The organism is Helicobacter pylori (assembly GCF_006439795.1).
GTDB lineage: Bacteria > Campylobacterota > Campylobacteria > Campylobacterales > Helicobacteraceae > Helicobacter > Helicobacter pylori_CR.
On sequence record NZ_VEYL01000001.1, the window covers coordinates 160,556 to 177,772 of the forward strand.

General features: G+C 38.9%; 20 protein-coding genes. 8 read left to right on the forward strand and 12 right to left on the reverse strand.

From position 1 onward, the window contains the following. Nucleotides 1-80 precede the first annotated feature (80 nt). Entirely contained in the window at nt 81-896 is an 816-nt protein-coding gene (locus tag FIM66_RS00725; RefSeq protein WP_140599792.1) for a MetQ/NlpA family ABC transporter substrate-binding protein, read from the forward strand. Nucleotides 897-1,391: 495 nt separating this feature from the next. Here FIM66_RS00725 and mrdA read toward each other — a convergent pair whose 3' ends face one another. The 9 genes from mrdA to FIM66_RS00775 all read right to left on the reverse strand — a co-directional run bounded on the left by mrdA (nt 1,392) and on the right by FIM66_RS00775 (nt 8,749). Further along, a complete protein-coding gene (mrdA, locus tag FIM66_RS00735; RefSeq protein ID WP_140599793.1) occupies nt 1,392-3,158 on the reverse strand; it encodes a penicillin-binding protein 2 in 1,767 nt (588 codons plus the stop codon). Next, nucleotides 3,139-3,582: a hypothetical protein gene (locus FIM66_RS00740; RefSeq protein ID WP_131128897.1), complete on the reverse strand. Its 444-nt coding sequence runs from the start codon at nt 3,580-3,582 to the stop codon at nt 3,139-3,141. Before FIM66_RS00740 ends, mrdA begins: the two co-directional genes overlap by 20 nt. Before the next feature lie 11 nt (nt 3,583-3,593). Then, on the reverse strand, nt 3,594-4,220 hold the full coding sequence (yihA, locus tag FIM66_RS00745; RefSeq protein ID WP_121294135.1) for a ribosome biogenesis GTP-binding protein YihA/YsxC: 627 nt from the start codon (nt 4,218-4,220) through the stop codon (nt 3,594-3,596). After that, nucleotides 4,217-4,774, reverse strand: coding sequence for a lipopolysaccharide transport periplasmic protein LptA (lptA, locus tag FIM66_RS00750; protein WP_050841499.1), 558 nt, complete (start codon nt 4,772-4,774; stop codon nt 4,217-4,219). The genes yihA and lptA overlap by 4 nt, the downstream gene beginning before the upstream one ends. Beyond that, complete coding sequence (locus FIM66_RS00755) at nt 4,774-5,367, reverse strand: hypothetical protein (protein ID WP_140599794.1); 594 nt, start codon at nt 5,365-5,367, stop codon at nt 4,774-4,776. The genes lptA and FIM66_RS00755 overlap by 1 nt, the downstream gene beginning before the upstream one ends. Continuing rightward, nucleotides 5,342-5,836: a KdsC family phosphatase gene (locus FIM66_RS00760; protein WP_000593735.1), complete on the reverse strand. Its 495-nt coding sequence runs from the start codon at nt 5,834-5,836 to the stop codon at nt 5,342-5,344. The genes FIM66_RS00755 and FIM66_RS00760 overlap by 26 nt, the downstream gene beginning before the upstream one ends. Next, nucleotides 5,833-6,777: a septal ring lytic transglycosylase RlpA family protein gene (locus FIM66_RS00765; RefSeq protein ID WP_140599795.1), complete on the reverse strand. Its 945-nt coding sequence runs from the start codon at nt 6,775-6,777 to the stop codon at nt 5,833-5,835. The genes FIM66_RS00760 and FIM66_RS00765 overlap by 4 nt, the downstream gene beginning before the upstream one ends. Continuing rightward, nucleotides 6,777-7,901 (reverse strand): lytic transglycosylase domain-containing protein, encoded by a 1,125-nt coding sequence (locus tag FIM66_RS00770; RefSeq protein WP_140599796.1) that lies wholly within the window; start codon nt 7,899-7,901, stop codon nt 6,777-6,779. The genes FIM66_RS00765 and FIM66_RS00770 overlap by 1 nt, the downstream gene beginning before the upstream one ends. A gap of 83 nt (nt 7,902-7,984) precedes the next feature. Then, nucleotides 7,985-8,749, reverse strand: coding sequence for a TatD family hydrolase (locus FIM66_RS00775; protein WP_140489623.1), 765 nt, complete (start codon nt 8,747-8,749; stop codon nt 7,985-7,987). 74 nt (nt 8,750-8,823) lie between these two features. On the opposite strand from FIM66_RS00775, the gene ribE reads away from it, so the two are divergent. The 4 genes from ribE to metI are packed head-to-tail and all read left to right on the forward strand — an operon-like array spanning nt 8,824 to nt 11,371. After that, the gene (ribE, locus tag FIM66_RS00780; protein ID WP_140489625.1) at nt 8,824-9,444 is read left to right on the forward strand and encodes a riboflavin synthase; all 621 of its coding nucleotides are present in this window, start codon (nt 8,824-8,826) and stop codon (nt 9,442-9,444) included. Further along, nucleotides 9,445-9,717, forward strand: coding sequence for a FlhB-like flagellar biosynthesis protein (locus FIM66_RS00785; RefSeq protein WP_001044047.1), 273 nt, complete (start codon nt 9,445-9,447; stop codon nt 9,715-9,717). Between the two features lie 21 nt (nt 9,718-9,738). Further along, entirely contained in the window at nt 9,739-10,722 is a 984-nt protein-coding gene (locus FIM66_RS00790; protein WP_140599797.1) for a methionine ABC transporter ATP-binding protein, read from the forward strand. 1 nt (nt 10,723) lies between these two features. Next, nucleotides 10,724-11,371 (forward strand): methionine ABC transporter permease, encoded by a 648-nt coding sequence (metI, locus tag FIM66_RS00795; protein ID WP_000625456.1) that lies wholly within the window; start codon nt 10,724-10,726, stop codon nt 11,369-11,371. A gap of 186 nt (nt 11,372-11,557) precedes the next feature. On the opposite strand, the gene FIM66_RS00800 is transcribed toward metI, so the two are convergent. From FIM66_RS00800 to wecA, 3 genes are read right to left on the reverse strand one after another with little or no spacing between them, the layout of a single operon-like run. Next, nucleotides 11,558-11,992 (reverse strand): hypothetical protein, encoded by a 435-nt coding sequence (locus tag FIM66_RS00800; RefSeq protein WP_140599798.1) that lies wholly within the window; start codon nt 11,990-11,992, stop codon nt 11,558-11,560. Nucleotides 11,993-12,001: 9 nt separating this feature from the next. Continuing rightward, nucleotides 12,002-12,598: a lipid A 4'-phosphatase gene (lpxF, locus tag FIM66_RS00805; protein ID WP_194149227.1), complete on the reverse strand. Its 597-nt coding sequence runs from the start codon at nt 12,596-12,598 to the stop codon at nt 12,002-12,004. Continuing rightward, complete coding sequence (gene wecA / locus FIM66_RS00810) at nt 12,595-13,605, reverse strand: undecaprenylphosphate N-acetylglucosaminyl transferase WecA (RefSeq protein WP_140599800.1); 1,011 nt, start codon at nt 13,603-13,605, stop codon at nt 12,595-12,597. Before wecA ends, lpxF begins: the two co-directional genes overlap by 4 nt. Nucleotides 13,606-13,745: 140 nt before the next feature. Here wecA and pdxJ point away from each other — a divergent pair, with 140 nt between their 5' ends. From pdxJ to tsaD, 3 genes are all read left to right on the forward strand, one after another. Beyond that, nucleotides 13,746-14,534: a pyridoxine 5'-phosphate synthase gene (gene pdxJ, locus FIM66_RS00820; RefSeq protein ID WP_140547777.1), complete on the forward strand. Its 789-nt coding sequence runs from the start codon at nt 13,746-13,748 to the stop codon at nt 14,532-14,534. Between the two features lies 1 nt (nt 14,535). Beyond that, a complete protein-coding gene (gene pdxA / locus FIM66_RS00825; RefSeq protein WP_140547776.1) occupies nt 14,536-15,459 on the forward strand; it encodes a 4-hydroxythreonine-4-phosphate dehydrogenase in 924 nt (307 codons plus the stop codon). Between the two features lie 335 nt (nt 15,460-15,794). Next, nucleotides 15,795-16,820, forward strand: coding sequence for a tRNA (adenosine(37)-N6)-threonylcarbamoyltransferase complex transferase subunit TsaD (gene tsaD / locus FIM66_RS00830; protein ID WP_140478046.1), 1,026 nt, complete (start codon nt 15,795-15,797; stop codon nt 16,818-16,820). The last annotated feature ends 397 nt before the right edge of the window (nt 16,821-17,217 follow it).

Here is a 17,217-nt window from a genome sequence, read left to right on the forward strand (position 1 = left end):
TCTTTGCCAGTTTCTAAAAGTTTCGTATCGTTTTATCTTTTTATAATTTTTGAATTAATTTTTTTAATAAAGGGTTTTTTATGAATATATTCAAGCGTATTATTAGTGTGGGGGTAATTGCTTTAGGTTTGTTTAACCTTTTAGACGCCAAACACCACAAAGAAAAAAAAGAAGACCACAAAATCACTCGTGAGCTTAAAGTGGGTGCTAACCCTGTGCCGCATGCGCAAATCTTGCAATCAGTCGTGGACGATTTAAAAGAGAAAGGGATCAAATTAGTGATCGTGTCTTTTACCGATTATGTGTTGCCCAATTTGGCACTCAATGACGGCTCTTTAGACGCGAATTACTTCCAGCACCGCCCTTATTTGGATCGGTTTAATTTGGACAGAAAAATGCACCTTGTTGGTTTGGCCAATATCCATGTGGAGCCTTTAAGATTTTATTCTCAAAAAATCACAGACATTAAAAACCTTAAAAAAGGCTCAGTGATTGCTGTACCAAATGATCCGGCCAATCAAGGCAGGGCGTTGATTTTACTGCATAAGCAAGGCCTTATCGCTCTCAAAGATCCAAGCAATCTATACGCTACGGAGTTTGATATTGTCAAAAATCCTTACAACATCAAAATCAAGCCTTTAGAAGCCGTGCTATTGCCTAAAGTTTTAGGGGATGTGGATGGGGCTATTGTAACAGGGAATTACGCCTTGCAAGCAAAACTCACCGGAGCTTTATTTTCAGAAGACAAGGACTCGCCTTATGCCAATCTAATAGCCGCTCGTGAGGATAACGCGCAAGATGAAGCCATAAAAGCGTTGATTGAAGCTTTGCAGAGTGAAAAGACCAGGAAATTTATTTTAGATACCTATAAAGGGGCGATTATCCCGGCTTTTTAAGCCATTTGGATAAAATTTATCTTTAAGATGAATGGAGGGGGGTGCTTTTAGGCGCTAATAAAAAACTCTTTTCTCATTGAGCATTAAAAACGCTAAAAGTCTTTTTAAAACAAAACGAAAAGAGCTTGTGCTAATCAAGCGATAATTTCCTAAAAAGCGTTATTTCTTAAGGAGGGAAATGGCGCAAAATAACCCTCTCTATCCCTTTAAGAAAATCATGATAAAATCTAAAACGATGAAGCCAAATAACTAAAACCCCATTTTTTAAAAACATTAAACAAGACTTCAGCTGTCAATATGCGATTAGAATAAAGCCAAAAATACAGCAAGCTTGAATCTGATTAAAGTTACGCTTTTAGAATGTTCTTTAATAAAGGCCAGTTTTAAACCACCCGTTAGACTGAGTTATAGAGCGGTGGAATGAGTTGGAAACAGGTTGGCTGATGGTCTTTAGCGTTTAGAGAGGTCGCGTTTTTGAAAAGGTTTAAAATTTGATTAAAGATAGCCAAGTTCATAGAGTTTATTGCTCATTTTCACTAACAAGCCCCCTAGTTTTGACCCCCCTTCCCCATGTTCTACTAAAATAGTGATAGCGTATTTGGGTTTTTCATAAGGCAAGAATGCGGTAATCCACGCATGGGATCGATGGAAATATTCCATATCCTTTTCTTTCATGCGATTGACGATGTTTTGAGCGATTTCCACGACTTGTGCGGTGCCGGTTTTACACGCTAAAGTAACCTTAGAACCCCTTGTGGAATGATAAACGGTGCCGTCTTTATGGTTGCACACTTCATACATTCCAACGCGCAAGGCTTGGAGCTTCTTTTTTTGAAAACTATTCAGGGGGTCTTTGAGCGGTTGTTTATTATTGATAGCAAAATGAGGCGTTGCCAGTTTGCCTGTCGCAATGAGTCCTGTATAGGCTAGCACTTGTAAGGGCGTGGCTAAAAAAGAGCCTTGCCCAATAGCGGTAATGAGCGTGTCCCCAACGCGCCAATCTTGATTGAAGCGTTTGAGTTTCCACAAATTATCCGGCACAATCCCCACAAATTCATTCGGCAAATCAACGCCCGTTTTTTCCCCAAAGCCCACTTCTCTTAAGGTTTTAGAGAGTTTTTCTATAGAGATTTCAAGCCCAAACTTATAAAAATACACATCCACAGACTCCCTAATGGCTTTATACAAATTAGAATTGCCATGCCCTGTTTTTTTCCAGTCTCTGAATTTGCGCTTACCCACTTCAATAAAAGGCGGTGTGGGGATAGTGGTGTTTTCTGTGATATGAAGGTTTTCTAAAAAGCTCAAGCCCACGCCCATTTTAACCACAGATCCCGGCGGATATAAGGCGTTAGCGAAGCGGTTTAATAAGGGGTTATAAATATCATCTTGAAGTTTTTGCCATTTGTCTTGACTGATCCCGCCTACAAAATCGTTCAAATTGTATTCAGGGTAACTTCCTGCAACGAGCAATTCCCCATTTTCTGCATCCATCACTAAAATAGCCCCCCTTTTATTTTCAAAGAGCTTGTCCGCTTCTTTTTGCAAGCGTTTGTCTAAACTCAATTGCAAGTGGTTGTTGGTGCTTGGTGGCATTATTTCTAAAGTGGCTAATTCTTGATTGAGTGCATTAACACGCATGATTTTATAGCCCACCTTGCCTTGTAAGAGCTTGTTGTATTCTTTTTCAATGCCGGTTTTGCCCACAATCTGGCTGTATTGGTTCTCTTCATCGTCTTTCAAGTCTTGCAAGCTTGCCACCCCCACATAGCCTAAAACATGCGAAGCTAAAGCGTTATTAGGGTAGTAGCGTTTGTCTAAAGGCAGCACAAAAATGCCTTGAGTTTGGATGAGTTTGGTATAAAGAGGTTGCATGGTGGCATAAGGAATGAGGCCCACCACTTTAATGAGGTTGTGGTTATAAAGCGAATTTTCTTTTTGGTAATTGTTTAAAAGCGTTTCTTTGGAAAAATTAGGGAAAAACTTTTGGATCATTTCAATTTTTTCTAAAAGCTCTTTTTGTTTCAATCCACTAGGCAAAAACACGCCAAACACCAATTCATTAAGGGCTAAAAACTCATGGTTTCTGTCTGTAATATTGCCCCTTGTAGGGACTAGAAATTCTTTTTTGGTCATGTTGCGTTCGGCCAGTTTTTCATAGTATTCTTGATTTTTAACGCTTAGAATAAATAAATTTAAAACCAATAACCCCCAAAACCCTATAAAAACAAAGAGTAAAAGCTTATAGCGAAGATTTTTCATACAAACCCCACAAAACGCTCTCTATGAGTGCAAAAAGAGCGAGAAAACCGATCGTCTTCAAATCCAAAGACACAGAGAAAAAGCGCGATAAATAGAGGTAATAAACCAAAAAGACATGCAAAGTTTTGAATAAAAAGCTGTCATTAAAAAGCTTTAAGGAGTTTTTATAGACAATTTGGTGGTAGATTAAAAACAATAAAGCCAAAACGCCTAAAGTCTTTAAATGCATGCTTTCAAACCAAAACAAACAACCAAACACGCTTAGGCTTGGCAGAAAATGATCGTATTTTTTCGCATAAAACAAGAATAAAAACCCAATCATAGGGGGCAAAAAAGGCATTAGGTCTCTTAAAAGGCTATAAAAATAAAAACCAAAGATCCCTAAACATAAGAAAAAAAAGGAATCTTGTTTTAAAGAGAGCATGGTTTTGTGGCTTATAAGGGGTTAGTGAGCAAGTATTTCAAAAGGGTTTGGCGCACTATTTCAAGGGTTGGGTATTTTGAAGAAAGAGCGTTAAAATGGGTGGTATTGATTAAAAAAGGTTTAGGAGCGTTTAAAAAAAGGCGGTGTTGCTCGTTTTTATTCAACTTGTCAAATTTCGTAAAAAGAGAAAGGTAGGTTTGATCGGGCCTTAAAAGGGCTTGAATATTTTCTTTAGCGTTTTTATCAATTTCTAAATCCAAGTGGCGCGCATCCACTAAATGGATAAAAAGTTTGATTGAAGTCCTAACGCTCAACAATTCCCATAAAAACCCCTCCCATTCTTTTTTCAAGCTTTTAGAAACTTTAGCGTAGCCAAACCCGGGCAAATCAATCACATTAAAGGTTGTTATTAAAGCGTTTTCTTTATCTTCCCAAGTGGTGGAAAAAAAATTCGCTAATCGGGTTTTTCCCGGCGTTGCTGAACTTTTGGCGAGATTTTTCCCTAACAAGGTATTAATAAAAGTGCTTTTACCCACATTGCTGCGCCCTAAAATGACCATCTCAGAAGTCAGGCTTGCGGGGCATTGAAAAAGCTTGCTAGAAGAAGTGAGAAAATGAGCGTCTTTAATGACAATCATGGTTTTTCCTTAGCGCCTTTCTTCTTCAATTTAGCCTTACGATTTTCTTCATTAATGTCTTCCATATCAAACACAAATTTAGCGGGCCGCTTCGCGCTCCCCAACACATCAGCATAGCCTTTAGCTTTGTTTAAAATGATTTCATCGCCGGTGATGACATTGGATTTCCCCACTTCTCTAACCACCGCATTTTGCAACAATTTGTATTCCCCATTCAGCGCGTTATAAATAAGCTTGTCAGCGCTCCCGCTGATTTCACGATTATCCTCTGTAAAGATGTTAAAATGCGTGTTCCCTGTGGCTTCATAGCGCTCTGGCTTTCGTTTATCGTTTAAAAACACGCTCACTTTATCCGCAAACAACCGGTCTTTACCTTTTTTGATCTGCACATTGCCTTGAATAACGGCGGTTTTTGTTTTGTCGTTCGCCACAAATTGGTTGCCGGTGATCTCTAAAAGCTCTCTTTCTTTTTTCAAACCTTTATTGTCTGTTTTTTGAGCGTCCATCACGCTTAAAATACCAAAACAACACACCAAAAAACACCACCAACGCATTAAAAACCTCCTTTGAAAGTGGGGAATTTTTTCTTTTCTTTCTGGCTTTGTTTGATTTCATCTAAGAATAAATGCGCCTGAATGCTTTGAGCTTCAATAACGGCTAAAGCATGCGAATAAGAAATGTCAAGCCCTTCAATCTTGCTATCCTTTGAAGTGAGAATGAAACGGCCCTTGCCTTTAAAATTTTGCTCCTTATGGTTGTAAATCCCTGTTTCACTCCAAAAACTAGAATCATCGCTTCTTTTATAAGTAGCCCCATTAGGGAAGAAATACAAATCCTGCTGCCGCCTGGCTTTAGGGGATTCAACGCTTTCTATCATGTCTTCATCATAGCGCTTGATTTTGGAATCAAAAAAGATTTCATGATCATCGTATTGCAGAGCTTTTTTGCCTTCTATGGACAGATCAAGGATCTTATCGTTGATTTGAAACGCTTTAAAATTTTCTAATTCAATTTTAGGGATATTTTCTTTAGAGACCACGCTAGTGGGTTGGGAACGCAAAAAGAAAAAAACTAGCCCTATCGTGATGAAAGATAAAACCACAAAAAAGTTTAAAACGCTATTAGAGGTAAAGCTTGAGCGCTTCATCTTGCAAGCCTTCTAATTCTAAAAGATAATCAATCGCTTCCCTAACAGCCCCCTTACCCCCTGAATTTTGCAACACTTTATAGGCCTTACTTTTAAGCAAGGGGTGCGCATCAAAAGGAGCGAAACTCAAAGCGCATGCCTTAAACATGCCTAAATCGTTATAATCATCGCCTACGCATGCGATTTCTTGTGCGCTCAATTGCAAGTCTTTTTTGAGCCGCTCCACAACCACGCTTTTATTTTCAACGCCCATAAAAACAAACTGAACGCCCAAACTCTCCATGCGTTTTTTCACCATGATTGAAGTTCTTCCTGTAATGATAGCGATTTTTTTGCCTAATTTTTGCCATAGCGTCATGCCAAGCCCGTCTTTGACATTAAAAGCCTTGATTTCGTGAAAATTTTCATCAAAATACAACGATCCGTCTGTGAGCGTGCCATCCACATCTAAAAGCAATAACTTAATCATTCTCTCGTTAAAACCGCATTCTGGTTATATTTTTTCATAAAATCCCTAGCCTCTTCTTCGCTTTGAAACCCTTGAACTAAAACTTTATACAAATCGTCTTTAAAAGCAACCTTGACGCTGTAATTTGGATTCTCTGCTTGCAATTTATCCGCTAAAGTTTGAGCGCCTATTTGGTTTCTAAAAGCCCCCATTTGTAAAGAAAATTTCCCTCCGCTCACGCTTTTTTCGCTCTCGCCGACTTTAAATTCCTTGTGCAAGATCTTTGAAGAGCTGGCGTTAAAGGATTGTTCGTATTGCGTGGAGATAACCCCACCAAAGCCCAAAACAATAAGACGCACGCTGGCCGTGCCTTTTTTAACCATGTCAATATCCCTAGCGGCCGCATTAGACAAATCAATGATACGATCGCTCACAAAAGGCCCTCTATCATTAATGCGCACAATGGTGCTTAAGTTATTATCAACATTGATGACTTTCACCACGGTGTTCATGGGTAAAGTCTTGTGTGCAGCGGTGTGGGCATACATGTTATAAATTTCCCCATTACTGGTTTTTTTGGCATGGAAATTGGGGCCATACCAGCTCGCAACGCCATCAAATTTTTCGCCTAAATCCACTTTAGTGGGGTAATACCACTTGCCCCCCACTTGATAAGGGCGCATGGTGGCTCTTTGGATCGTGCTAGAATCGCGCATGCCGTTATCTAGGGGTTGTTTTGTATTGCTATCTTGCGAATCGGAGTGGTGTTTGAAATGGCGTTCAAAAAAATTGCGTTTATAGGTGGCTTTTTTGGTTGTCGGGTCATAGTCTTTAGCGTTTTCATAAGCGCGCAAGCTTTCATGCTTATAAGACAAATTCTTTATTCCCTCTTTTTTAACCGCACAAGCACTAATCAAAAAAATAACGCTTAAAAAATAAATTTTTTTTAACGCCAAACCCATTAAAATTCCCTTGTAGCGAGTAACTTTTTATTGGTAGGGATGATTAAGCGCTGGTGGATAAAGATATTAGAATCTTTGAGGTTATTGGCTAATTGGATACTGGAAATACTGACTTGATAGCGTTTAGCGATAGAAGATAAGGTCTCTTTCGGCAAGACCACATGGGTGATAAAAGGGCTTTTTGAACTGGCTTGAATGTTTTTATTTTGTTTGAGTTGGCGTTGTTTGAAAAGAGCGAGTTTTTCATAAGGGATATAAATGGTGTAGGTGGGGTCTTTAGAGGGCAGAATGTTATAACGGAATTGGTGGTTGTAGGATTTTAAGGTTTCTAAACTCAAGTTTAAATTTTTAGCCACTTGGACTAAAGAAGTGTGCCTTTTAAACGGGACGCCCACTAAACTCACCCTCGCCCCACGATTGAGCAGATATTCTTTATCTTTGAGGTTGTCTAGGCTGTTGAATTTTAACGCCAGGCTTAGAATGGAGCGGATATACTCTCGTGTTTCTTTGGGGAGGTATTTTTTATCTTCACCTAACAAAATCTTAATGTCCGAAGTGCCGGCGGCTTTAATAGCGTTTTGAACCTTGCGTAATCCGTAATTATACGCCATAGCGACCAAATACCACTCCCCGGTTTGCTTGTAGAGCCGTTTCAAATAAGTGATCGCCGCTTGAGTGCTTTTAATGGGATCTATTCTTTCATCAATGTAATGATTGACCTTAAGCCCTAATTCTTTAGCCGTGCTTGGTATGAATTGCCAAATCCCTACCGCTTTTTTCCTGCTATAAGCTCTTGTTGAAAAATGAGACTCCGCCATCGCTAAAAACAAGAATTCTTGTGGCACGCTCGCTTGTCTTAACATGTTTTTAATGATGGGGATGAACTGGTAATTTGCATCAAACCTTTTGACGAGCCTTTTCCATTCTCCTTCTTCATTCATTTTTTTAAAAGCGTTTGGCATTTGGGATAAAAAGCTTGCATTAACCCCAAAAGCCTCTAGCGCTTTGGTGTCAATATTGGACTCAAAAGCCATTCTCGCATGACCTAAAGAAGCCAATAAAAGCCAATGGGTAACAAAAAAAACCAACCATTTTTGACTAAAACATCTCATTCTTTTTGGCATCATATCCTAATAATTAATCTAGCTTTTAAAATAGCCTTGATTATAACTAAACTTGAATAACGCTTTCTAACACAGCCTTATTTTTAGGGGAAACTAAAGAGCGTGTGAGCGTTATGCGTGCTTAAAGAAGCGAGCTCTTCAGTCTCTATGTTGATGATTTCGGCAATTTTTTGAGCGATTAAAGGGATATAAGTAGGGCTATTCCTAGTGCCTCTAAAAGGGTGTGGGGTCAAATAAGGCGAATCCGTTTCTAAAAGAAGCCTGTTTTTAGGGATTTTAGGGAGGATCTCTACCAGTCTTTTAGCGTTTTTAAAAGTGCTAACCCCTCCTATCCCATAATAAAAACGATCGCTTAATTCCAAAAGCATGCTATCAGCATTAAAGCAATGCAACACCCCAAAAGCTTTAGGATAGCTTTTTAAAAGATTCAAACTATCAAAACTCGCTTCTCTAATATGGATGATCAAGGGCTTGTTGTGTTGGATAGAAAATTCAATCTGTTTGGTAAAAACTTCTTTTTGCTTGCTTTTATAACTCTCTCTTTCATTCAATTCAGGCAAGCGGTAGTAATCCAGCCCGCATTCGCCTATCGCCACGCATTTTTGATGACTGACAAACTTTTCAAACAGGCTTTCATCAAAGCTTTCCACATCATAAGGGTGAGCGCCTATGGCAAAAAACACGCCTTCAAATTTTTCGCTAATCTCTATTGCTCTGTTCAAATCCTTCATGTCCGCGCCCGGAATCACGCATTGAGTAACGCCTTTTTCTAAGCTCTCTTTTAACACTTCTTCTAAATCGTTTTCATAATCCTTGTGATCCAAATGGCAATGCGTATCAATGAACATGCTTTTATCCTGTGGTTTTATTTAATATGTTACAATACTCAAGCATTTTAACATAAGGAAAATAATCATTAACGATGTTCAGCGGTCTCATTCATCAAATAGCTAAAGTGAAAAGTTTCCAAAACAATATTTTAAGTATAGAGAGCGATCTCAATCCTAAGCTTGGCGACAGCATTGCGATTAATGGAGCGTGTTTGACCGCCATAGAAAGTTCAAAAACGCATTTTAGCGTGGAATTGAGCCAAAAAACCCAAAACAGCGTAGCGTTAGAAAATTACAAGGATTTAGTCCATATTGAACCAGCCCTAAAAGCCGATGCGAGTTTGGACGGGCATTTCGTGCAAGGGCATATTGACGCTATCGGGGTCATTGAAAAAATCATTCATCATTCTAATCAAGTGGATTTTTTCATCAGCGCTTCTAAAGAAACGCTTTTATTGTGCGTTGATCAAGGCTCTATCGCCATTGATGGGGTGAGTTTGACTTTAAGTAAAGTAGAAGAAAAAGGGTTTTGGCTAACGATTATCCCTTACACTTTAGAAAACACCCTTTTTAAAACTTATAAACTCAAACGGCGCGTGAATATTGAAACGGACATGCTGGTGCGCAGCGTTGCGTCTATTTTGAAAAAAACAAAAGGGTTTGAAAAAAATTTCTCTTGGGATGACGCTGACGCTTTGACTTTAGGGTATTAGATGAATAAAACCATAAAAGCCGCCGCTCTAGCCTATAACATGGGGCAAGATCATGCCCCAAAAGTGATCGCAAGCGGGGTGGGCGAAGTGGCTAAAAGGATCATTCAAAAAGCTAAAGAATATGATATAGCGCTCTTTTCTAACCCCATGCTGGTGGATTCGCTTTTAAAGGTGGAATTAGACTGCGCGATACCTGAAGAATTGTATGAAAGCGTGGTGCAAGTGTTTTTATGGCTCAATAGCGTGGAGAATAACGCGCAAATGTCTAAGTGAGCAAGATATAAAGTTAAAACGATGATAGTAGAATTAAAAAACATTGAAAAAATTTATGAAAACGGGTTTCATGCTCTAAAAGGCGTGAATTTGGAATTAAAAAAAGGCGGTATTTTAGGCGTGATAGGCTATTCAGGGGCGGGGAAATCCACGCTCATTCGCTTAATCAATTGTTTGGAGCGCCCCAGTTCTGGCGAAGTTTTAGTCAATGGGGTCAATCTGTTAGAATTAAAACCCAAAGAATTGCAAAAAGCGCGCCAAAAAATAGGCATGATTTTCCAGCATTTCAATTTGTTGAGCGCTAAAAATGTGTTTGAAAATGTCGCTTTCGCTCTAGAAATCGCCCGATGGGAAAAAAATAAGATCAAATCTAGGGTGCATGAATTGTTGGAATTAGTGGGGCTAGAAGATAAAATGCATTTTTACCCTAAACAGCTCAGCGGTGGGCAAAAACAAAGAGTGGCGATCGCTAGGAGTTTAGCCAATTGCCCTGATTTATTGCTTTGCGATGAAGCCACATCCGCTTTGGATTCTAAAACCACGCATTCTATTTTAACGCTTCTAAGCGGCATTCAAAAAAAGCTTGATTTGAGCATCGTTTTCATCACGCATGAAATTGAAGTGGTTAAAGAATTGTGCAATCAAATGTGTGTGATTAGCAGCGGCGAAATCGTGGAAAGAGGCTCGGTGGAAGAAATTTTTGCTAACCCTAAACATGCCGTTACTAAAGAATTGCTTGGCATCAAAAACGAGCATGCAGATAAGAAATCGCAAGATGTTTATCGCATCGTGTTTTTAGGGGAGCATTTAGACGAGCCGATCATTTCTAATTTGATCAGGCGTTTTAAAATAGACGTGAGCATCATTTCAGGCAACATTGAAGAGCTTACGACTAAAGATATAGGGTATTTAGTGGTGCGGTTTTTAGGCAGTGTTGCAGAGACTCAAAGGGCTTTAGAGTATTTAAACGCTTTAGGCTTACAAGTGGAAAAATTAAAGGATTAAAATGATTTCTCAAATGCTCATTCAAGCCACGCTAGAAACGCTTTATATGGTGTTTGTGGCGAGCTTTTTGGCGGTTGTTTTTGGCTTGCCTTTGGGGGTTTTATTGTTAGTGAGTAAAAAAGGGCATTTGTTAAACAAACCCCTTTTGCATAAGATTTTAGACACTTCTATCAACATGACTCGCTCTTTCCCTTTTATCATTTTGATTATTTTGCTCTTGCCTTTATCGCGCTTTTTGATTGGCACAAGCATTGGCTCTAGTGCAAGTATTATCCCGTTAGCCATTTCAGCCATCCCTTTTGTCGCAAAGCTTTTTGAAAATTCTCTAATGGAAGTAGAGCATGGCAAGATTGAAACCACTTTAAGTTTGGGAGCGTCTCATTTGGAAGTCATTAAAATGATGCTTTTAGAGAGCCTGCCTTCTTTAGTGAACAATATCACCATCACCTTGATTTCTTTAATAGGCTATTCGGCTATGGCAGGAGCGTTAGGGGCTGGGGGTTTGGGGGATTTAGCCATTAGGATTGGCTATCAAAGTTATAGGGGCGATGTGCTTTTTTATGCGGTGGTTGTGATTATTGTTTTAGTGCAAATCATTCAAAGCGTGGGGGATTATGTGGTGAAACGCCTAAGAAAGCATAAGTATTAGGGATTTGGCTCTCATCAAATACGAATATTCAAAGCCAACTTTAATACGCTTTTTAAAGGGGATTTTTACGCTTTGTTTATGGTAAAACCCCACTTTCTAAAGAACGCTTTTAAAAGGTTATCATTCAAACTGAATTAGAGCTTTTTACGATGAATATTCCATTAAATTCTCATGCAAAAATGGGCTTTATTTTGAATGGCCATTGATAAATTTATCCATCTGTTTTTCTAAGTCTATGATTTGCGTTATCGCTCCCTCTAAAATTTCAAAATTTTGAGCGTTTTTTGGGGAAACGCATGCAAGCTTGTTGGAAGCTTTTTCTAACGATTGGATGTCTTTAAGCAAGGTTTTTAAAACTTCCACGCTTTTAAAATCCTTTTCAAAATAGTCATCAAATTGCTGTTCTGTTTGAGACAAGTTCTCTAAAAAAGCGCTTTGAAGGCGTATTTGGGTGCGATCATGCCCGGTTTCTATGCAGGTTTTATAAGCTTGATGGATCGCAGTCAAAACTTCTTGGGCTTTCAAAAAAGCCTTTGAAAGCTCAACGATGATTTCATAATGTTCGCCCTCTGCTCTTAAAAATCCTAAAAAGAGCGAAATGAGTAATAATTTTTTTAGCACTTTATCCCTTTACCATTGATAAGAAAAGCTCATCCCATAGCGGCTACTGCCCTTAAAATCGCTAGAAATTTCAGGATAGAGCATCCATTGTTTAGGTTTGTAGCGTGAAGTGAATAAATAAGCAAACCCCCATGCGATAAGGCTACCGATCGTAACTTGCAAGATCGTGTGTTGTCTTGCCACCACTCTGCTAGCGTCAGTGAGGATTGCAAGAGCGATCACAGGAATAGCCGGCTTCCACCCGTAGCGGTAATACACAAACCCAGCCGCGCTAAACGCCCCCCCAGCATGCCCGCTTGGCATGCCTCTCCAGGAATTACAACATGGGCGTTTGGCAAATTCCACTCTAGCCCCATCTTTATGGGCGGTGCTAAAAGCTCCTTTAAGACCATAAATCACTCCTTGAGTGACTAATGTGCCGACCGCTAATTCCCCTAAACCTCTATAATCGCGCATCGCCAAACTGACCGTGCCGACAAAAATAGGCAAAAACCTAAGCACATCGCCAATCTCTTCTAAAATGTATGCCCCCTCATTGATCGGCTCACTCCTTAAAGGATAGACCCATAAGAGCAGGATCAAAAAAAGATTTTTGAGCTTTTTCATTGAAACGCTCGCTTTTCTAAAGCATAAATCCGCCTGTTCAAATAAGCATAGCCTATTAAATAGCATGCGATAAAGACTAGGCTAATGATAATGAGCGCGTAAGCGTTTAAGCGAAACAAGACGCTTATTAAGATAAAAGGCAGGTTGCATAGAATAAGGATAAACGCGCATAAAGGGTTGGGGTAATTTAAAGAGCGTTGTTGCAAGAATTGGAATAAAAGGGTGTGCAAATGCAAATTATCCGGCATGGTGGCTTTCTGGCGTTTTATTTTGCGCCTAAGGATACTAAAAAGCACCTCTATGACCGGATAAAGCATTAAATTGAGCCCAAAAAACACGCTGATTTTTTGCTCTAAACTCAAATTTAAAAGGGAAATCCCGCACACCAAGCCCAAAAAATACGCCCCCCCATCGCCTAAAAAAATCTTTCCTAAAGGGAAATTTAACACCATAAACCCAAGCACCATGTAAGCCAGTAAGCAAGACAAATTGCTAGGGTCTATATAATGAATGACTAAAAGCGCAATCGCGCAAATCCCTGACGCAAGCCCATTAAACCCATCAATGATATTAATAGCGTTGCTGATACCCACCAGCATAAAAATTGCGAATAAAAAAGCGATAAAATAAGGTAAGCTAAAAAGGGGTGAAAAATCGCTCACCACTAAAGGCGTTGATGAGATGATACAAACGACCCCTACGGCTTGCAAAATAAGGCGTATTTTGGGGCTTAATGAAAGGTTAATGTCTTCTAAAAAACCGCTTAAAAAGACTAATAACAAACCCAAAAAAACAAAAAACCCCTTAAAAGGTATTTCAAAAGGTTCAAAATAACAAGCCAACGCAAAAGAAAGAAAGATCCCAAGCCCCCCGGCTCGTGGGGTTCTTGCATGATGAAAGCCTTGTATCTTATTAGCGTTATCCACAAAGAGCATGGATTTTTTAGACCACAGAACGATCAAAGAGCAAATAAATAAACTGGTTAAAAAATATAGCACCCACAACACTTTTTATTGGATTTAATTGACATTTTGTTTTGGGTATTATAGCATTTTACAAGATAGCTTGATGATAAAATCTTATAGGTGTAAGAGGCGGATTTTATGTTACAATTCCAAAAATCATTATTATAAAATAAAGGATAGTCATGCGTTTTGGATTGAATATTGATCACATTGTGACTTTAAGAGAGATAAGAAAGACTTATGAGCCTGAGATTTTAGAAGCCCTGTTCATTGCTAAAAACACCCATAAAGTGGATTTAATCACCATTCATTTAAGAGAAGACAAACGGCACATTCAAAATGAAGATGTTTTGAAGTTGCTTGAAATAAGCCCTTTGCCTATTAATATTGAATGCTCTATCAACGCTCAAATCACTGATTTTTTATGCTCTTTGAAAAATAAGCCTAGTAAGGTTACAATCGTGCCTGAAAATAGAGATGAGGTTACGACAGAGGGGGGGTTGGATTGTTCATTAAAGGGTTTAGAAGAGGTGATTAGAGCGTATCACAATAAAGGCATTGAAGTGTCTTTGTTTATTGATCCTTTAAAAGACGCCCTGCATTTTGCAAAGGAGCATCAAGTCAAGCAAGTGGAGTTCCATACTGGGGTGTATGCGAACTTGCACAACGCTCTGTATTCTAACGCTAACAATCAAATCCATGCCATTAGCGCGCTCAAAGACAAAAGCCCTAAAGAACTGAAAGAAGAATTGCACAACGCCTTTTTGCAATTAAGAAGAATGAGTAAAGAAGCGTTTTTTATGGGCATCACGGCGTGCGCGGGGCATGGGTTGAATTATTCTAATGTGAAAGAATTGTTAAAAATCCCCTCTTTAAGAGAGCTTAATATCGGTCATAGCGTGGTTTCAAAAGCGGTTTTAGTGGGCTTGGAAAAAGCGATTTTAGAAATGGCGCAACTCATCAAACGATAAAATGGCTAAAAAGAAAATTGCGATCAGTTGCGGAGATGTTCAAGGCGTAGGCTTAGAGTTGATTTTAAAAAGCCATAAGGAAGTGAGCGCGATTTGTGAGCCGTTGTATCTCATTGATGGCGAACTTTTAGAGCGGGCCAATCAATTGCTCAATAACGCTTATGAAACTAAAACGCTTAACGCGCTCGCTATCAATTCCCCCTTACCCTTATTAAATTCTAGCACGATAGGCAAAGTCAGCGCTCAAAGCGGGGCGTATAGTTTTGAGAGTTTTAAAAAGGCTTGCGAGTTAGCGGATGATAAAGAAGTGGATGGCGTTTGCACTTTGCCTATCAATAAACTCGCATGGCAACAAGCTCAAATCCCTTTTGTGGGGCATACTGATTTTTTAAAACAACGCTATAAAGATCATCAAATCATCATGATGCTTGGGTGTTCTAAACTCTTTGTGGGGCTCTTTAGCGACCATGTGCCTTTAGGATCGGTTCCTCAACTCATTCAAGTGGGAGCGTTAGTCCGGTTTTTGTTAGCGTTTCAAAAAAGCACTCAAGCTAAAATCGTTCAAGTGTGTGGTTTTAACCCCCATGCGGGCGAAGAGGGCTTGTTCGGGGAAGAAGATGAAAAGATTTTAAAAGCCATTCAAAAGAGCAACCAAACGCTGGGCTTTGAATGTTTTTTAGGGCCACTGCCTGCTGATAGCGCTTTTGCCCCCAATAAGCGCAAAATAACCCCTTTTTATGTGAGCATGAGCCATGATGTGGGGCTAGCCCCTTTAAAAGCGCTCTATTTTGATGAAAGCATCAATGTGAGTTTGAACGCTCCCATTTTACGCGCTTCCACTGACCACGGCACAGCGTTTGATATCGCTTATCAAAACAAAGCGGACAACAAAAGCTATTTGAATGCGATCAAATACTTAGCTTAAAGGCTTTTTCTAAAAAGGGGCTTATTTCATTCAAAGCTTTAATTTTAGATTTCATCTCTTTATTCTTTATGCTAAGTATTTGATTTCCCATTCATGGGTATTTTTATCAATTCACTTTTTTATACCAATAAACTTTGTTCAATAAGATTTCTAATAGTCAGCAAGCTAGTTTTGAAAGATGACAACTTTTTAGGCTTGGCTAGTTGCGAAACGATGAAACAAATTGCCTAATTTTAAAAAGGATTAAAAAATAGCACTCATTAGTTTTTGGTTTAAAGGCTTTAGAGTGTTGCTAACAAGGTATAATTCAAGCAAAAACACCCAAAGATAAAGACATGATTTTAAGCATTGAAAGTTCTTGCGATGACAGCTCTTTAGCCCTTACAAGAATAGAGGACGCTAAACTCATCGCTCATTTTAAAATCTCTCAAGAAAAGCACCACAGCTCTTATGGGGGCGTTGTGCCTGAGCTTGCATCGCGCCTGCATGCTGAGAATTTGCCGCTTTTATTAGAACGCATTAAAATAAGCTTGAATAAGGATTTTTCTAAAATTAAAGCCATCGCTATCACTAATCAGCCAGGTTTGAGCGTTACTTTAATAGAAGGTTTGATGATGGCAAAAGCCTTGAGTTTGTCTTTGAATTTGCCTTTGATTTTGGAAGATCATTTGAGAGGGCATGTGTATTCGCTATTCATCAATGAAAAACAAACCTGCATGCCTTTAAGCGTGCTCTTAGTCTCTGGGGGGCATTCTTTGATTTTAGAGGCTAGAGATTATGAGGACATTAAAATCGTTGCCACGAGTTTAGACGATAGCTTCGGGGAGAGTTTTGATAAGGTTTCCAAAATGCTTGATTTAGGCTATCCAGGAGGCCCCATAGTGGAAAAATTAGCCCTTGATTATGCGCATCAAAACGAGCCTTTAATGTTCCCTATCCCTTTAAAAAACAGCCCGAATCTGGCTTTTAGTTTTTCAGGTTTAAAAAATGCGGTGCGTTTGGAAGTTGAAAAAAACGCCCATGATTTGAACGATGAGGTAAAACAAAAGATTAGCTATCATTTTCAAAGCACAGCCATTGAGCATCTAATCCAGCAGACTAAACGCTATTTTAAAATCAAACACCCTAAAATTTTTGGCATTGTGGGGGGAGCGAGCCAAAATTTGGCTTTAAGAAAGGCGTTTGAAAACTTGTGCGCTGAGTTTGATTGCAAGCTTGTTTTAGCCCCTTTAGAATTTTGCAGCGACAATGCCGCCATGATAGGGCGATCAAGCCTAGAAGCTTATCAAAAAAAGCGCTTTGTCCCTTTAGAAAACGCTAACATTTCGCCAAGAACGCTGTTAAAAAAGGCTTTTGAATGAATGGATACAAAAAGAAAACGCATGATAAGACGCCCTAAAATTTATCAACCTTTTATCTGTATTTGAGAGATTAAACTTGAATAAGAGTGCATTAAAACTGAATTAATGAGTAAGCAAAAAGCCTTGAAACGCTTGACGAGAATTGTTTTATTATGGGCAGATTATTAGATTAAATACGGATTAAATCTACAATTTTATAAAAAACCGTTATCATTTAAGTTAAATTTAATGATTATTGCATTATAGTTTCATCACAAAAAGGGTTTAAAAAATCCTTAAAGAGTTGGTAGCTCTTAAAGATCTGTATTTAGTGTAGTGGTGTTACGAGCACCATTAACACTATGATAATTAATAATAATTTCATAGTTATCTCCTTTATGTTATTTATGGCATGTTT

Excerpts from the sequence above, each read along its gene's own strand:
- lptA (WP_050841499.1), bottom strand. The coding sequence starts at position 4,774 with ATGCGTTGGTGGTGTTTTTTGGTGTGTTGTTTTGGTATTTTAAGCGTG.
- FIM66_RS00740 (WP_131128897.1), bottom strand. The coding sequence starts at position 3,582 with ATGCTCTCTTTAAAACAAGATTCCTTTTTTTTCTTATGTTTAGGGATC.
- FIM66_RS00760 (WP_000593735.1), bottom strand. The coding sequence starts at position 5,836 with ATGATTAAGTTATTGCTTTTAGATGTGGATGGCACGCTCACAGACGGA.
- ribE (WP_140489625.1), top strand. The coding sequence starts at position 8,824 with ATGTTCAGCGGTCTCATTCATCAAATAGCTAAAGTGAAAAGTTTCCAA.
- FIM66_RS00755 (WP_140599794.1), bottom strand. The coding sequence starts at position 5,367 with ATGAAGCGCTCAAGCTTTACCTCTAATAGCGTTTTAAACTTTTTTGTG.
- FIM66_RS00725 (WP_140599792.1), top strand. The coding sequence starts at position 81 with ATGAATATATTCAAGCGTATTATTAGTGTGGGGGTAATTGCTTTAGGT.
- FIM66_RS00790 (WP_140599797.1), top strand. The coding sequence starts at position 9,739 with ATGATAGTAGAATTAAAAAACATTGAAAAAATTTATGAAAACGGGTTT.
- pdxA (WP_140547776.1), top strand. The coding sequence starts at position 14,536 with ATGGCTAAAAAGAAAATTGCGATCAGTTGCGGAGATGTTCAAGGCGTA.
- lpxF (WP_194149227.1), bottom strand. The coding sequence starts at position 12,598 with ATGAAAAAGCTCAAAAATCTTTTTTTGATCCTGCTCTTATGGGTCTAT.
- FIM66_RS00765 (WP_140599795.1), bottom strand. The coding sequence starts at position 6,777 with ATGGGTTTGGCGTTAAAAAAAATTTATTTTTTAAGCGTTATTTTTTTG.
- FIM66_RS00770 (WP_140599796.1), bottom strand. The coding sequence starts at position 7,901 with ATGCCAAAAAGAATGAGATGTTTTAGTCAAAAATGGTTGGTTTTTTTT.
- tsaD (WP_140478046.1), top strand. The coding sequence starts at position 15,795 with ATGATTTTAAGCATTGAAAGTTCTTGCGATGACAGCTCTTTAGCCCTT.
- FIM66_RS00785 (WP_001044047.1), top strand. The coding sequence starts at position 9,445 with ATGAATAAAACCATAAAAGCCGCCGCTCTAGCCTATAACATGGGGCAA.
- yihA (WP_121294135.1), bottom strand. The coding sequence starts at position 4,220 with ATGATTGTCATTAAAGACGCTCATTTTCTCACTTCTTCTAGCAAGCTT.
- FIM66_RS00775 (WP_140489623.1), bottom strand. The coding sequence starts at position 8,749 with ATGTTCATTGATACGCATTGCCATTTGGATCACAAGGATTATGAAAAC.
- metI (WP_000625456.1), top strand. The coding sequence starts at position 10,724 with ATGATTTCTCAAATGCTCATTCAAGCCACGCTAGAAACGCTTTATATG.
- mrdA (WP_140599793.1), bottom strand. The coding sequence starts at position 3,158 with ATGAAAAATCTTCGCTATAAGCTTTTACTCTTTGTTTTTATAGGGTTT.
- pdxJ (WP_140547777.1), top strand. The coding sequence starts at position 13,746 with ATGCGTTTTGGATTGAATATTGATCACATTGTGACTTTAAGAGAGATA.